This is a genomic window from Chitinophaga sp. W2I13, from assembly GCF_050434005.1.
In the GTDB taxonomy this organism is placed as follows: domain Bacteria; phylum Bacteroidota; class Bacteroidia; order Chitinophagales; family Chitinophagaceae; genus Chitinophaga.
Window position 1 is genome coordinate 4,384,054 of sequence record NZ_JBNPWD010000001.1, and the last position, 16,221, is coordinate 4,400,274.

The 16,221-nt window shown below is 48.2% G+C and carries 9 protein-coding genes; 5 read left to right on the forward strand and 4 right to left on the reverse strand.

Features of this window, described 5'->3' with window-relative positions; genetic code table 11:
• Position 1: 1 nt before the first annotated feature.
• Positions 2 to 1,012: an MBL fold metallo-hydrolase gene (locus QFZ48_RS18265; RefSeq protein ID WP_429050643.1), complete on the forward strand. Its 1,011-nt coding sequence runs from the start codon at positions 2 to 4 to the stop codon at positions 1,010 to 1,012.
• A gap of 3 nt (positions 1,013 to 1,015) precedes the next feature.
• On the opposite strand, the gene QFZ48_RS18270 is transcribed toward QFZ48_RS18265, so the two are convergent.
• On the reverse strand, positions 1,016 to 1,852 hold the full coding sequence (locus tag QFZ48_RS18270; protein WP_429050642.1) for a class I SAM-dependent methyltransferase: 837 nt from the start codon (positions 1,850 to 1,852) through the stop codon (positions 1,016 to 1,018).
• 157 nt (positions 1,853 to 2,009) lie between these two features.
• Between QFZ48_RS18270 and acnA the strand changes: the two genes are divergently transcribed.
• On the forward strand, positions 2,010 to 4,736 hold the full coding sequence (gene acnA, locus QFZ48_RS18275) for an aconitate hydratase AcnA (protein WP_429063167.1): 2,727 nt from the start codon (positions 2,010 to 2,012) through the stop codon (positions 4,734 to 4,736).
• Positions 4,737 to 4,757: 21 nt separating this feature from the next.
• Here acnA and QFZ48_RS18280 read toward each other — a convergent pair whose 3' ends face one another.
• The 3 genes from QFZ48_RS18280 to QFZ48_RS18290 all read right to left on the reverse strand — a co-directional run bounded on the left by QFZ48_RS18280 (position 4,758) and on the right by QFZ48_RS18290 (position 11,072).
• Positions 4,758 to 6,998, reverse strand: a complete 2,241-nt coding sequence (locus tag QFZ48_RS18280; protein ID WP_429050640.1) for a cation:proton antiporter — start codon at positions 6,996 to 6,998, stop codon at positions 4,758 to 4,760.
• Positions 6,999 to 7,143: 145 nt separating this feature from the next.
• The gene (locus QFZ48_RS18285; protein ID WP_429050639.1) at positions 7,144 to 7,923 is read right to left on the reverse strand and encodes a response regulator; all 780 of its coding nucleotides are present in this window, start codon (positions 7,921 to 7,923) and stop codon (positions 7,144 to 7,146) included.
• Positions 7,905 to 11,072 (reverse strand): ligand-binding sensor domain-containing protein, encoded by a 3,168-nt coding sequence (locus QFZ48_RS18290; protein ID WP_429063168.1) that lies wholly within the window; start codon positions 11,070 to 11,072, stop codon positions 7,905 to 7,907. Before QFZ48_RS18290 ends, QFZ48_RS18285 begins: the two co-directional genes overlap by 19 nt.
• A gap of 199 nt (positions 11,073 to 11,271) precedes the next feature.
• Here QFZ48_RS18290 and QFZ48_RS18295 point away from each other — a divergent pair, with 199 nt between their 5' ends.
• Genes QFZ48_RS18295 through QFZ48_RS18305 form a run of 3 tightly spaced genes read left to right on the forward strand, consistent with a single transcriptional unit; the run spans position 11,272 to position 16,220 of the window.
• Positions 11,272 to 12,297 carry a glycoside hydrolase family 43 protein gene (locus tag QFZ48_RS18295; RefSeq protein WP_429063169.1) on the forward strand — a complete coding sequence of 342 codons (1,026 nt, stop codon included), beginning with the start codon at positions 11,272 to 11,274 and terminating at the stop codon, positions 12,295 to 12,297.
• A gap of 18 nt (positions 12,298 to 12,315) precedes the next feature.
• Entirely contained in the window at positions 12,316 to 14,163 is a 1,848-nt protein-coding gene (locus QFZ48_RS18300; protein ID WP_429063170.1) for a glycoside hydrolase family 2 protein, read from the forward strand.
• A 2-nt stretch (positions 14,164 to 14,165) separates the two neighbouring features.
• Complete coding sequence (locus QFZ48_RS18305) at positions 14,166 to 16,220, forward strand: beta-L-arabinofuranosidase domain-containing protein (protein WP_429063171.1); 2,055 nt, start codon at positions 14,166 to 14,168, stop codon at positions 16,218 to 16,220.
• Position 16,221: the final 1 nt, after the last annotated feature.

The following is a 16,221-nucleotide window of genomic DNA, read 5'->3' on the forward strand; positions in this document are numbered from 1 at the left end:
CATGCAGCGGAAATTACCTTCCATAGAAGAAAGAATACAACACTCGCAGAACTTCCGGAACGGGGCGTTTCAAAACCTGTCCGTTACGCCGATGAAACCTGACGATGTTACCTATTTCACCATGCTCCGCAAAGTGCTGCGACGCCCGGCAGATGTTCGCCCCCCGGGAGCGATGCCTTCCGTACACACCAACCTGAAAACATTATACTCGGAGAAACCGGTGGTCATCTGGTTTGGTCATTCGTCGTACCTCATCCATGTAAAGGGCTTTAATATATTGGTAGACCCGGTTTTCAGCGGCAGCGCATCCCCCATGTCATTTATGGTAAAAGCTTTCCCGGGAGCAGATGCCTATACGCCCGCTGATATGCCGGAAATAGATCTTTTGATCGTCACTCACAATCACTATGATCATCTTGATAAAAAAACATTAGCGCAGCTGAAGCCACATACAAAGCGCATCTATACCAGCCTGGGTGTTGGTCACGATTTGCAGCGCTGCGTGGCAACAGGCAACAACGTTACGGAAATGGACTGGTGGGAAACCCGTGAAATTGCTACAGACATCACCCTAACGGCTACGCCTGCACGGCATTTCTCCGGCCGCGGCTTTAAAAGAGGTGGCAGCCTGTGGTCTTCTTTTGTACTGGAAATTTTTGGGTATAAGATTTTTATCGGGGGAGACTCAGGATACGACACGCATTTCAAAGCCATCGGTGATAAATTCGGTCCCTTCGATCTCGTGATACTGGAATGCGGACAATACAATGATTACTGGCCTTTCATCCATATGAAACCGGAAGAAACCGTGCAGGCGGCTGTCGACCTGCAGGCAAAAGCCCTGCTGCCGGTGCACTGGGGCAAATTTGTGCTGGCCATGCACGCCTGGAATGATTCCCCGAAAAGAGTGACCGCTGCCGGTGCACAAAGAGGATTGCTGGTTACTACTCCCCGCATAGGAGAGCCGGTAGTCGTAGGCGCACATTATCCGCAGGAGCACTGGTGGGAGTAATACCTATATCCGGAAACTCACCATTTCCACAATGCCTTCACCGGGTGCATGAAACAGCTGATTGCCCCCGGTGAGTCTTTTTTCCGTTTCGCACAAAGGCTCCACTGTTTCAAGTATGCCATCCAGCTGATACAGCAATCCTGCTATGTCTGCACGATTATTCACATTGATGGGCCGGCCAATATAGCTTTCCAGCACCTCTTTTACCGCTTTGTGATGAGACAAAAAATTTACAGGCACCTCTTCCTCAGATAAAGAATAATCCAGCATTACCTGGTTGTGCCGAAACTGCGTTTTAAATAGTTGCATCACCTGCACAAACGCCTGGTTGGGGATGTAGTGAAGCACACCCTCAAAAATGATGATGGCCGGAATCTCCTCCCGGTAGCCATTTTTCAATAATTTATTCCATAGCAGCGCCGTATCTGTTATATCACATTTGATGAAAGCGATCAGCGGATTGCCAGGAATAATTTCTTCGTATAGCCGTTGCTTTTCTTCAATATATCCATTGTCTACTTCTATGATCCGGCTGATCTGCTGCGGGTAGTTTTCCAGGAGATATAAAGATAAAGGGTCCAGTCCGGCGCCGAGCATAATCACCTGTTGTCCTGCAAATTCAGGGATGCGCCTGTGCAACATCCTGCGGATGCTCTGTTTGCGCAGGCAGATCATATCTGTAACAAATGGATATTGTCGTTTCAGCTCATCATATAAACCACTGGTTTCACTGAAATCGATCGCTTCCATATATTGTTGCTGCAGTGGAGAGGTGTACAATTGCATGGCTGCTTCCAGCACCAGGCGCGAAGTGGAGGGTACTTTTAGTTTTCCGGTCATTTTGAGGTGCATTTACAATAAAGCTAATATAGCGCAATGCATAGGTACGGCAGGGTTATTTTAATATGAACCGTTTATAAACGATTCATAATAAGGTATCTTTAATAAACAAAATGGTAGCATCATTGTTTCATTAAAAATGTCAACAACTCAGCTTATGCAGCCACGTATCGCATCACTCAGCAAACTGGAACAGGACGGAAGAAAAATCTCCCGGTTGCCTTTCTCGATCAGGATCTTACTGGAAAATGTATTGCGGAACCACGACAACTTCGCCATCACTGATGAACACGTGGAAACACTGGTGAACTGGGATCCTGCGGGAACAGACAACGAAATACCTTTTAAACCGGCCCGCGTACTGATGCAGGACTTTACAGGCGTTGCCGCTGTGGTGGATATCGCTTCCATCCGTGCGGAAGTGATCCGCAAAGGGAAAGACGGCGCTAAAATTAACCCGGCCATACCGGTTGACCTGGTGGTAGATCACTCCGTGCAGGTAGATTTTTTCGGAACAGACTACTCCTACACAAAAAATGTGGCCTATGAATATGAACGTAATAAAGAGCGTTACCAGTTGCTCAAATGGGCGCAACAGGCCTTCGATAATTTTACAGTAGTGCCTCCGGGCATGGGTATTTGTCACCAGGTAAACCTGGAATACCTCGCCAAAGGCGTTATTAACCGTGATGGTTGGCTGTTTCCCGATACATTGGTGGGCACAGACTCTCATACTCCCATGGTTAACGGTATCGGCGTATTGGGCTGGGGCGTAGGTGGTATTGAAGCCGAAGCAGCTATCTTAGGCCAGCCTATCTATTTCTCCTGCCCCCAGGTGATTGGGCTGCGGCTCACCGGCCGGTTGACGGAAGGCGTTACTGCTACGGATATGGTGCTTGCCATCACGCAGTTGCTGCGTAAATATGGGGTGGTCGACAAATTCGTGGAAGTATTCGGCGACGGTCTGGACTTCCTCTCCGTGCCTGATCGCGCTACTATCTCCAATATGTCGCCGGAGTTTGGCTGCACCGTTACCTATTTCCCGATAGATGCACAAACGTTGCAATATATGCATCGTACCAACCGCTCCAAAGAGGATATTGCGCAGGTAGAAAACTATTGCAAAGAAAATATGCTCTGGCGCCATGGCAGCGAAGAAATCACCTATACGGATATCATTGAAGTGGACCTCGGGCAAATACAATCCGCTGTGGCCGGTCCTAAGCGCCCGCAGGACCGTATCCTGGTCCGTGATCTGCACAATGAGTTTGAAACCCTGCTCAGCAAGGAATTCAAGCGCATGTACACGCCTGAAGGCAAACGGCGTGATACCGCCTGGCTGGCGGAAGGCGGTTCCGGCACCACCTTTACCTACGAAATACAGAAGCATGTGGAAGAAGTAGCGGTGGAACTCGACTATCTTAAATCCGTACGTATTAAACTGAAAAATGAAGAATATGTGCTGAGCGACGGCGCCATCACCATCGCCGCCATCACCAGTTGCACCAATACTTCCAATCCAAGTGTAATGATAGGGGCGGGGCTGGTAGCAAAGAAAGCGATCAGTCGCGGGTTATATGTGAAACCCTGGGTGAAAACCAGCCTGGCGCCGGGTTCACGGGTGGTAACCGAATACCTGATGCGCTCGGGTTTACTGGCTGAACTTGAAGCATTGCGTTTTCATATTGTTGGCTATGGTTGTACTTCGTGTATTGGTAACAGTGGTCCGCTGCCTCCTGCCATTGCGGAAGCGGTGGAAAAAGGTAACCTGGTGGTGGCATCGGTACTTTCCGGTAACCGTAATTTTGAGGCAAGGGTACATCCTCAGGTAAAGATGAATTTCCTTGCTTCGCCGTTGCTGGTAGTAGCTTACGCCATTGCCGGCCGCATCGATGTAGATATACTTACCGCCCCGCTGGGCTATGACCCTAACGGCGAACCGGTATACCTCCGCGACATCTGGCCTACACAACAGGAAATCAATGATACCGTAGCGGCCGCAGTAAAGCAGGAAGACTTTGAAAACATCTATAAGGTAATATTCGACGGCGACGAACAATGGCGCGGTTTACTGGCGCCCTCGGGCAAAGATTATCACTGGAGTAACGACTCCACCTACATCCGGGAAGCGCCGTTCTTTAAAGGGCTCTCTGAATTTCCGTCTTCCGTGGAAGATGTAAAAGACGCACGCGTGTTACTGAAGCTGGGAGACTCTGTTACTACAGACCATATCTCCCCTGCAGGCTCGTTTAAACAAGACACGCCAGCCGGTAAATACCTGCTGGACCGGGGCATTGATCCGCGTCTCTTTAATTCTTATGGCTCCCGGAGGGGAAATCACGAAGTGATGATCCGCGGCACCTTTGCCAATGTGCGTATTAAAAATGAGTTGTCGCCCAAAGAAGGTGGCTTTACCACTATCATTCCATCCGGAATGGTGTTGCCCATTTATGATGCGGCACAGCAATATGCGGCCACAAAAGTGCCGCTGATCATACTGGCCGGAAAGGAGTATGGCAGCGGTTCTTCGCGCGACTGGGCAGCAAAGGGCACCAATCTCCTCGGCGTAAAAGCAGTAATTGCGGAAAGCTATGAACGTATTCACCGCAGCAACCTGGTAGGCATGGGTATCCTCCCGCTCGAGTACCTGGAAGGAGAAAATGCAGCCATTTTAAATCTAACCGGAACAGAATCATATACCATCAGCGATATCTCCACCGGTCTTGTTCCCAACAAAATACTAACGGTAACGGCCATCCCGGCTGAAGGGCCGCCCATTATTTTCAAAGTAAAATCAAAGCTGAACTCCCTGATAGAAATCGAGTATTATCGCCACGGAGGCATTTTACAGTATGTGCTGCGGGCGTTTCTTGAGAAGGCTTAAGCGCGAAAGACAAAACTCGCGCTACCTGCCCCGCGAAAATTCCAGGATCTTCCGGCGGTTGCCTACCAGCCACACTACATCTTCCCATTCAAATGCGGTTTCGGAAGCGGGGTTGAGGATTTTCTCGCCGCCGCGGGCAATGCCTACTACGAGTGCCTGCGTTTTTTCCCGGATGCCGGAACCGCGGATGGTCTGACCTTTGAGGCCATTGTGTTCATCCACTACGATGCTGGTCAGGCCGATGTTTTCGTCCGCTACATCGTCGCTTCTTTCTACGTTGAGGGTGTTAACCACGCGGTTAAATTCCTCCAGCTGCGCTTCCGTACCAATGGCGGTAAGGATGTCGTGCGGAAATAATTTCTCATCGCGGGTGGGTGCGTAGATCGTCACATTGCCTCTTTTAATGGCGCCTACGTTAATGCCGTACTTTTCCCGCAGCTGCAGATCTATCAGCGGTTTATCCACCAGGGTAGACCAGGGATCAATTTCTACTTCAGATACCTGCGCATCCCAGGGCAGTAAATCTGCTGCCGTAGCCTTATTATTGGCTGCATCGGCAGTTTCACGGGCATTCAGATTGGTCAGGAAACGGCTTTCAATACGGTTATAATATTTCTGTAGTTGTGAACGCAACACCAGTAGCACGCATGCCAATATAACGGCAGTACCCATTAACGCCTGCCAGAACGGAAAGTACTGGTTTACCAGGAAACCTACCAGCAGTACGGCCACCACATTACGCACTACTTCCACCACTACCAGCGGACCGTGATTGTATTTGGAATCCAGCCATAACGCCTTATAGGAATTGCTCGAAATTTTCTGCACCATCAAGGCCCAGATAAATGGCGACATCATGGCAATACCGATGATCACGCTCAGTAATTCCGCCAGGAACAGGTTCTTCACATATTTAATCACAAACGGACCGATATAATAGGTGTTGAGTAAGATCACGGCGAACATGATCACTGCATTCAGTACAATCACTTTTACATAACTGCGCAATACAATACGCCAGTCGCTTTCCGCCTGTAAGGTTTGTGAACTGGCACTGTACCGGTTAAGAGTAGTTAGCCAGCGACCAGGGATGATCTTCTCCAACCAGTTATAAAATGGCACGGAAAACTTGATCATGTAAGGTGTAGTGAAGGTGGTAATGGCCGAAACGCCCACTGCTACCGGGAAAAGGAACTCGCTGGTTACTCCGAGGGAAAGCCCCAGTGTTGCAATAATAAAGGCAAATTCACCTACCTGCGCCATACTCATACCCACCTGGACAGCCTGTTTCAGCGGCTGACCGGATAACAACGCTCCCATTGTGGTGGTGAAAAATTTCCCGGTGATGGTTAACAACGTTATCCACAGTACCGGCCACCGGTATTCTACAATCATCTCCGGGTTGATAAGCATACCTACCGATACGAAAAAGATAGCGCCAAAAAGATCTTTTACCGGTTGTATGAGGTGTTCCACTTTTTCAGAGGAGGTGGTTTCCGCTATGATGGAACCCATGATAAAGGCGCCCAGTTCCGCGGAGAAGCCCACTTTGGTGGCCAGGATCACCATGCCCAAACAGAGCGCTATACTCAGTATCAGCAGGGTTTCTCCATTGAGGTAGCGTTCTATTTTCTTCAGTGCGGTGGGTAAAAGAAAAATCCCGGCCAGGAACCAAACCGCCAGGAAGAACATCAGCTTGGCAATGGTAAACAGCATCTCCGTTCCTTCAAATTTCCGGCTCACCGCCATCGTAGATAATAATACCATCATGAGGATCACCACAATATCCTCTATCACCAACACGCCGAAAACTATTTTGGTAAATGACTTTTTCTTGATACCTAATTCTTCAAAGGCACGGATAATGATAGTGGTAGAGGAACTGGCCAGCAAACCTCCGAGGAACAGGCTGTCCATAAAACCCCAGCCCATCAGTTTACCGGTAAAATAACCGGCAACGGTGATCAGCGCTATTTCTACAAATGCGGTAATGGTGGCGGTACCCCCCACCCGCATTAGCTTTTTAAAACTAAATTCCAGTCCCAGTGAAAATAAAAGGAAGATAACACCGATTTCAGACCAGGTTTTTATCCCTTCTGCATCCCCGATAGTAGGAAACAGTTTGAAATTGGGCCCCACTATAAATCCAGCGATGATATACCCCAGCACCATCGGCTGTTTCAGCCGTTTAAATAGTAATGTAATAACTCCCGCCGCTCCTAATATTAATGCCAGGTCAATGATCAATGATGGTAGATGCATACAGTAATAATCGATTTAATGTTTCGTGTGATGTACTTTTATGGCGCTGAGAAATCAGCGCACATATGTGTCAGATGCCAGTTTCCGGACCTTTGAATATTGCTAATATATTATTTTTCCGGCGGGGAAGCAAGATTAAGTTTGGCTACCGCTCCTTCTCTGCCTGTATCTGCGCTACATATCTCGACGGTAGTATCCCGAACTGTTTCTGAAAATTCTTTCCAAAATTGGTCAGGGAAGCAAAGCCGCAAAGCTCCGCTACTTCATTCACTTTGTATGATCCGGTGGATAATAAAGACGCTGCTTTTTTCAAACGTGCGATATTGATCAGCTCATGAGGCGTAAGATCGGATATCGCTTTTATTTTACGATAGAAAGTAGGGCGGCTCATGTTCATAAAATCTGCCAGCTGTTCCACATCGAGATCAATGTTATTGAGATGCTGGTTGATCAGGTCATTCAGCTTTTCCAGGAATTGTTCATCGGCGCTGGTATAGGCCATGCTGCGCAGATGCACCAGCGGAGTACTGGCATAATAGGATTTTATTTTATGACGGTTGCTGAGCAGGCTCGCAATTTGCGCCTGCAGGAATTCAGGTGAGAATGGTTTTTCAATATAAGCATCGGCGCCGAGTTCAAGCCCTTCTATTTTCGATTGCATTGTATTGCGTGCCGTAAGCAGGATCACCGGAATATGACTGGATACAAAATCCGACTTAATAATACGGCAAAGTTCAAAGCCATCCATTACCGGCATCATCACATCACTGATCACCAGCTGCACGGGCTGCTCCTGCAATAATAGCAAGGCGGCCTGCCCGTCGCGCGCAGTGATTACTTTATATTTATCTTCCAGGTCGTCTGCAATGAAAGAAAGTATTTCTTCATTATCATCTACTAACAGTATCAGCGGCTTGTTTTCCATTTGCTCAGGTTAAATTCTATTTCCTGGTGAACAGGCAAAGTAAGTGAAAAAACATTTAGTGTCCCATCGGTCGGCAGCAACTCGAGGCTACCTTTGTGCAGCAGCGTTAATGATCTTGAAAGGGATAACCCGATACCTGTACCGGATTTATCGGCCGTGGCCTTCGCACGGAAGAATGGCTCAAATATTTTGTCCTTCATTTCAGCAGGAATAATGTATCCGTCGTTCTTCACCAGGATAGTAAAAGTTGCATCGTTTTCATCCACCGGCTGCAGGTGTATGGATGCTTTGGTAGCGGCATACCGGATAGCATTGTTGATCAGATTGCCCAGTATCTTATGTAGAGCTTCCGCATCTACATAAGCAAAAAAATGAAGGCTTGATAACTCTATTTTAAACCGGATATCCTGCTGCTCCGCTGCTGGCGTAAATCGCAGATGGTTTTCTTTCAGCAGCTCAGAAATATCAGTACGCACAAAATTCAGGCTGAAACCATTGATCTCTGTTTTGCGGAAGTCGAGCAACTGGTTGGTTAACTCCAGCAGCCGGTCGGTATTGCGTTCCATGATGCGCAGGTTTTTCTGGATCAGTGGTACCTCATCGGATTTGCGGATCACCTTTTCCATCGGCCCCTTGATCAGCGTAAGTGGTGTCCGGATCTCATGCGCGAGATGTGTAAAGAATTCAATTTTCGCCTGGTATAACTCTTTTTCTTTTTCATGCTCCAGCAATTCAAGCTGCCGTTTTTGCTTTTGCTGCGCACGCTGATGATACCACCGGATAATAAAATAAGCCAGGCTGCATAGCAGGACGATGTAGGCGGCATATGCCCAATAGCTGGCCCAGAAGGGTGGGAGGATAACAATAGTAAGCACACGCGGCGTAATGCTCCAGCTGCCGCCACTGCTGGCCGACTTCACCATAAACCGGTAAGTACCGGGTGGTAATTTGGTAAAGAACGCCTTCCGGTTAGTTTCCAGGTAAGTCCAGTCACGGTCAAGCCCTTCCATTTTATATGTGTAAGCCGTCATCTCCGGGGAAGTGTAGCTCAGCGCCGCAAAGTTGATGCTAAAAGAAGATTGGTCGTGCGATAAGACAATCGTATCCGTCAGGAAAATAGATTGTTTAAGGATGTCACCCACCTGGGCTTCTTTATTATACACCTGGAAGCCGGTAATATATACGGGTGGCAGATAACTGTTACGCACAAACGACTCGGGGTTGAAACGGATCAATCCTTTTACACTGCCAAAATACATATTGCCACAACTATCTTTATAAGCGGAATTATAATTAAACTGATCATTTAATAAACCACTGGCTTTAGTATATACCACTGCATTTTCAGTGGCGGGTGTAAAACACGCCAGCCCTTTGGAAGTAGTTACCCACAGGCGGTCGCTCTTGTCTTCCAGGATAGAAAACATCATATTACTAAGGAAACCATGCCGGGTGTTGTAAGTCGTAAAATTATTACGCTGCCGGTTGTACAAACAAAGGCCATCATCTGTGGCCAGCCATAAACGCTGCTGGCTGTCTTCAAAAATTCTGTTCACGCGGTTGTTGCTCAAACTGGTGCTGTCATGTGCATCATGCAGGTAAAGCCCTTTCTTCCCCGTGCGGCGGTTATAGAAATATAATCCGTCCCTCACCGTGCCTAACCAGATAGTGCCCTCCCTGTCTTCAAAAACAGCGGTATAAAAAATATAATGAGGTGCTTCTTTTACGGTATTAAATTCATCACGGGAACGGCTATACTCATATAATCCCCAGGTAGTACATATCAGTATATTATCGTTGCTGGTACGCAGCAAGCTATAGATAAAACCACTGTGCAGCTGATGTGGCCCGTCACCCGGTGCATAGTGCCGGATAAATTTTCCGCTGGGGATATCCATGACATCCAGGCCATGCTCGAAAGTGCCTATCCAGAGGGAATCCCCGGTAACCAGTAAACCATGAAGATTGGTATGCGATAAACCAGGTGCATGTTTATCCAAAGGCCGGATGGCCGAAAAACTGCCATCCGATGGGATGAACTTATTCAGCCCCCCATCTTCGGTACCTATCCACAAATGACCATATTTATCGGGATGAATCTCTCTCACTGCGTTACCGCTGAGAGAAGAAGAACCTGTTTTCGGAAATAGCTTTTCGAAATACGTATAAGGTTGTGGAAAATAATTGGTGCCGCCAAAGTAAGTGCCTACCCATATGCCGCCTTCTTTATCTTTACAAATATTATAAATGGCATTATCAGAAACAGAGTAAGGATCATCATAATTTTTTTTCAGGTTGATGATCTTACTGCTTTTAATATTATAGATATAGATACCGGATTCCGATGCAATCCAGTATTCATCATCGTTCCGGCGGATAATGTCCCTCACATACAATTCAATACCGGCTGTATCCCTGGAAAGGAAATCTTCGTAGGCACGTGTCCGTGTATTAAACAGTTTTAAGCCCTGCCCTGCGGTACATGCCCAGATGGTATCCCTGCCCATTGGTACAATTTTCTGGATAGCATAGGAGTTGGGTTTGGCAGAATGTGTGAAGAGGGAATAAGTGGTAAAATTGTTTTTGTCGTAATGATAGACCGCCATATTGCCCGCCGAAGAGCACAACCAGAGGCGCCCTTCGCCATCCAGGCAAACAGAGGAGGCGTCCCGGAAGCCGGGGACTTCTGTCAGACGGTCGGTAGCTGCCCGGTAGCGAAACAGGCGGCCTGCAGATATAATCCAGATATTTCCCTGCCTGTCTTTTGTGATGGACCGTACTTCTCCCTCCGTTTTTTTACTCAGCTCGCGGAACTGTTCATTACACGGATTATATATAAATACCCCTTTGTCCGATCCTACATATAACAGGCCGTCATCGTCCTGGAACAGGCAGAGGATGTAGTTGCCACCAATACTTCCCGGCTGCTCTGTTCGCCTGAATACCCGGAAGGTGTAACCATCGAACCGGTTCAAGCCATACATCGTTCCAAACCACATAAACCCCTGTTTGTCCTGCAGCGTGCAGATAACGGCGTTGTGCGACAAACCGTTCTCTACCTGGTAATGTACAAAACCGGGCGACTGGCTATATAGCGCCCCGCTTAGCAGCAGCAACATGAACAGGATATAATAGCGGATTTTTGGCATGTGTTCGTTTAGTGGAAAGCTTAAAACTAATGGTTTTTCCGCTAAAACCCACCACCATCCGGCTAAAAGCTAAAATGATACAAAAGAGATAAAAATTGAGATAAATGGGCAAACAAGTATTCAGCGGATAGTCTTTCTTTGGAGAAGTGTGTTAAGCGTGAAATATACACTTAAATAAGCCATCTTCTAAATCCATGTTATGAAAAGTAGCCAACTACTTTCACTGGTATTTTTACTGTTTATCAGCGGTATATGCCGCGCCACTTCTGAGGATACCACCGGTATGTTCAAAAATCCTTTGCTGACCTCCGGCCCCGATCCCTGGGTTGTAAAACACAACGGTATGTACTATTATATGCATACCACAGGTCATAACCTGGTGATGCGGAAAACAAAAAGCATGTCGGCGTTGGCGCAATCCACTCAAAAAGTTATATGGACACCACCAGCCAAAGGACCTAATGCGAGGGATATCTGGGCGCCCGAACTGCACCGTTTAAATGGGAAATGGTATGTGTATTATACCGCCGGATCGTCTGATAGCATTCATCCGCAACACACATTTGTGCTGGAAAATACGGCCGCCGATCCAACCACCGGCAGCTGGACTGATAAGGGACAGATCACCGATCCCGCCCATCCGGAGCACTTCGCCATTGATGGCACCCTCTTACAATATAACGGCAATAACTATTTTATCTGGAGCGGGCATAACGGAAAAGATGCGGTGCAACGCCTGTATATCGCCCGCATGAAAGATCCCTGGACACTGGCCTCTTCAAAAATAGAAATAGCTGCGCCTCAATATCCATGGGAACAAAACGGGATAAATGAAGGCCCCGAAATCCTCCGGAATGCCAAAGGAGAAATCTTCCTGGTTTTCTCCGCATGCGGGTGTTGGACAGAAAATTATATACTCGGTATCATGAAATTAAAGCCTGGCGCAGATCCGCTGCTGCCGGCCAGTTGGACTAAATCGCCTGATCCCGTATTGCAAAGCAAGCCGGAGAACGGCGCTTATGCACCAGGACATAACGGTTTCTTTAAATCGCCGGACGGAAAAGAAGACTGGATCATTTATCACGCCAACTCAAAAGCCGGACAGGGATGTGGCAACCAACGTAATCCCCGCATACAAAAGATCACCTGGAATACAGACGGCACGCCATTTTTTGGTGAACCGGTGAAAATAAATACATGGGTCACTAAGCCTTCAGGAGAGTAAATCACTTTAAGAAAATATATGAAAAAGAAGTACCTATTTTTTGCACTGGCACTTGGATTGGGCAGCAGTACAGCAATAGCACAACAACAGGATTGGAAAATAGTGGGAGGTAAGATCGCTACTTCCTGGAGCGAACAGGTATCGCCGGCAGCTACATTGCCGGAATATCCGCGCCCGCAGCTGGTTCGCGGCAACTGGAAAAATCTGAACGGATTGTGGAATTATGCCATCAAAGCAAAAGAGGAAAGTCAACCTACCACCTGGGACGGCAAAATACTGGTACCCTTTGCTGTTGAATCAGCACTTTCCGGCGTAGGCCGTACTGTGGGGAAAGACAGCATACTGTGGTATAACACCACGCTCACGCTGCCTTCCGGTATGCAGGGTAAAAAGATATTGCTGCACTTTGGTGCATCCGACTGGCGTACTACCGTATACGTTAATGGCAAAGAAGCCGGCAGCCATGAAGGCGGCTTTGATCCATTTACCTTCGATATCACGTCATTAGTAAAAAAGGGTAAACAGGAAATTGCAGTAAAAGTATGGGACCCCACCGACGATGGCGATCAGCCAAGAGGTAAGCAGGTGAAGCGTCCGGAAGGAATCTGGTATACCCCGGTAACCGGTATCTGGCAAACAGTATGGGTGGAAGCCGTAGCAGATACTTACATCACTTCTACCAAACAAACACCCGATATCGACCAGGAAACACTTACGGTAGCAGCTAATGTGGAAAACCTAAAAGCAGGTGATCTAGTAAAAGTAACCGCATTCGATGATGGTACCAAAGTAGCAGAAAGCACCATCAACGGAGAAAATGCTGTATTGAGAATAGCTTCGCCAAAGTTATGGTCGCCGGAATCCCCTTTCCTCTACAACCTCACCCTCACGGTTACACGAAAAGGCAAGGTAGTAGACGAAGTGAAAAGCTATTTCGCCATGCGTAAATCTTCCATTGGAAAAGATGCCAATGGCGTAGAACGCATGCTGCTGAACAATAAATTCGTATTCCAATATGGCCCGCTGGATCAGGGCTGGTGGCCCGACGGATTATATACCGCCCCCACAGATGAGGCCCTGAAGTTTGATATCGCACAAACCAAAGCAATGGGCTTTAATATGATCAGGAAACATATTAAAGTTGAACCTGCACGCTGGTACTATTACTGTGATCAGCTGGGTATGCTGGTATGGCAGGACATGCCGAGCGGCGATCTCGGAAACGGCTGGGAGCCACGCCCCGGTATTATCGGACGCGGCACCGATCAGCATCGCTCAGCTGAATCAGAAAGCTACTACCGGAAAGAGTGGAACACCATCATTGATGAATTATATAACTATCCCTCTATTGTAGTATGGACGCCATTCAACGAAGCATGGGGACAATTCAAAACAGTAGAGATTGCAGAATGGACTATGAAGAAAGATCCGTCCCGCCTCGTGAATACTGCCAGCGGCGGTAACTTTTACCCGGTAGGACATATCATCGACCTGCATAACTACCCCGAGCCAGCAATGCCGGATCCGGCCATATATGGCGATAAACGTGCCATCGTGCTGGGTGAATTCGGCGGACTGGGATTGCCGGTGAACGGACATGTATGGCAGCAAAAAGATAACTGGGGATACCAGAGCTTTAAAAACGAGGAAGATCTTTTTAAACGCTACAGCGGGTTCACCGACAGATTGGAAGCACTGATCAAACAAGGACTATCAGCCGCCGTATACACACAAACCACCGATGTGGAAGTGGAGACAAACGGCCTGATGACCTACGACCGGAAAGTGCAGAAGATGCCACTGGACAAACTGAAACTGATTCATCAGAAATTGTATAACCCGGCCTTGGTAACTATAAAACCATAATGATGGAAAAGCGAAAGTTGTTTGGCTTATTGATGCTTTCTGCTTTTTTTGTTGGTCTTATCCCGGCGGATGCAGCGCATCCGCCGGGTGCCAGGGCTGACACCAATGCCTTTGTGGCCCCCGTTTACCAGGCCCTTCCACTCGGCGCAGTAAAGCCACAGGGCTGGCTGCTGCACCAGTTGCAAATCATGCGCAACGGAACCAGCGGCCATCTCGATGAAGTATATGGTAAAGTGAAGAACGACAACGGCTGGCTGGGCGGAAAAGGCGACGGCTGGGAGGAAACACCCTACTGGCTGGATGGCGCAGTACCCCTGGCCTGGCTGCTCAACGACAAAGAACTGAAAAGTAAAGTACTCCGCTATATCAACTGGACCCTCGATCACCAGCGGCCTTCCGGTTATTTTGGTCCGCTCACCAAAACCGAGCGGGAAAAGAATATAGCCATTGGCGTTAGTAATGCCGCTGATGGCGACGACTGGTGGCCAAAGATGGTGATGTTGAAAGTACTGCAACAATATTATACGGCCACAAATGATCCCCGTGTTTTACCTTTTATGACGCGGTATTTTCACTACCAGTTGCAGGTATTGAAATCCTGCCCGCTGGGCAAATGGACAGAATGGGCCACCTCCCGTGGCGCTGAAAACGTAATGGTAGCACAATGGCTGTACAGTATCAATAAAGACAAACAACTGCTGGAACTGGCAGCACTGCTGCAATCACAGGCATTTACCTGGAGCAGCTGGCTCGGCAACCGCAGCTGGGTAATAGATGCTGCTGCACAGCAAAATGACCAGCACTGGATGCGCCGCCACGGTGTAAATGTAGGTATGGGACTGAAAGATCCCGTGATGAACTACCAGCGCACCGGCGACAAAAAATACCTGCAGGACCTGCACACCGGCTTTACCGACCTCATGAGCCTCCACGGCTTGCCGATGGGCATCTTTTCCGCCGATGAAGACCTTCACGGTAACGCACCTACGCAGGGAACTGAACTGTGCGCCATTGTGGAAGCCATGTTTTCCCTGGAGGAAATTATCGGTATCACAGGCGATCCGTTGTACATGGAAGCATTGGAGCGCATGACCTTTAACGCACTGCCTACACAAACAACCGACGATTATAACAACAAACAATATTTCCAGGTAGCCAACCAGGTGAATATCAAAAGAGGCGTTTTCAATTTCTCCCTGCCATTCGACCGGGAAATGAATAATGTTCTGGGCATGCGCAGCGGCTATACCTGTTGCCTGGCCAATATGCACCAGGGCTGGACGAAGTTCGCCTCGCACCTGTGGTATGGCGCTGCCGGTAACGGCCTCGCGGCACTTACTTACAGCCCCAATGAAGTAACTGCTGAAGTAGGAAAGAATCATACCCCTGTTACCATTCACGAAGAAACCGGCTACCCGTTTGAAGATCAGATCCGTTTCCGGATGAACATGCGGGAGGCAGTTGCCTTTCCCCTCCAACTGCGTATCCCCGCCTGGTGCGATGAAGCAACAATACTGCTCAACGGCCGGAAACTACGTTCTGAAAAAGGCGGCCAGATCATTACTGTGAACCGCAGCTGGAATAACGATGATCAGCTGGTACTGCAACTGCCCATGCAGATACGCACTTCCAACTGGGGCCGTAATTCACGCACCGTGGAAAGAGGACCACTCGTATATGCGTTAAAGTTAGAAGAGCAGTGGGAGAAAGGACATGATGAAGTGGAAGGCGATTATTTCAGTGTTTACCCCAAAGGTGAATGGAACTACGGCCTGCCTGAAAAGATCATCCGCGAGCCGGCAAAGTACCTGAAGGTGAGCACCGTGAAACCGGTAACAGACACATTCGTATGGAACCTGGCACATGCGCCGGTAACGATCACCACCACCGGTAAACAACTCCCTGAGTGGAAACTGGTGGATGATGTGGCGCCCCAACCCGTAACAGACCGGAACGGTATTTATAAAGGTAAAGTAAATGACAAAGAAACCAGTATTACACTGGTGCCCTATGGTTGCACCAAAGTGAGAATTGTAGCATTCCCGGTAGTGAAATAAA

What these genes read in the sequence shown, in the direction of transcription:
- acnA (WP_429063167.1), top strand. Translation starts at nt 2,010, where the DNA reads ATGCAGCCACGTATCGCATCACTCAGCAAACTGGAACAGGACGGAAGA.
- QFZ48_RS18285 (WP_429050639.1), bottom strand. Translation starts at nt 7,923, where the DNA reads ATGGAAAACAAGCCGCTGATACTGTTAGTAGATGATAATGAAGAAATA.
- QFZ48_RS18305 (WP_429063171.1), top strand. Translation starts at nt 14,166, where the DNA reads ATGGAAAAGCGAAAGTTGTTTGGCTTATTGATGCTTTCTGCTTTTTTT.
- QFZ48_RS18270 (WP_429050642.1), bottom strand. Translation starts at nt 1,852, where the DNA reads ATGACCGGAAAACTAAAAGTACCCTCCACTTCGCGCCTGGTGCTGGAA.
- QFZ48_RS18295 (WP_429063169.1), top strand. Translation starts at nt 11,272, where the DNA reads ATGAAAAGTAGCCAACTACTTTCACTGGTATTTTTACTGTTTATCAGC.
- QFZ48_RS18300 (WP_429063170.1), top strand. Translation starts at nt 12,316, where the DNA reads ATGAAAAAGAAGTACCTATTTTTTGCACTGGCACTTGGATTGGGCAGC.
- QFZ48_RS18265 (WP_429050643.1), top strand. Translation starts at nt 2, where the DNA reads ATGCAGCGGAAATTACCTTCCATAGAAGAAAGAATACAACACTCGCAG.
- QFZ48_RS18280 (WP_429050640.1), bottom strand. Translation starts at nt 6,998, where the DNA reads ATGCATCTACCATCATTGATCATTGACCTGGCATTAATATTAGGAGCG.
- QFZ48_RS18290 (WP_429063168.1), bottom strand. Translation starts at nt 11,072, where the DNA reads ATGCCAAAAATCCGCTATTATATCCTGTTCATGTTGCTGCTGCTAAGC.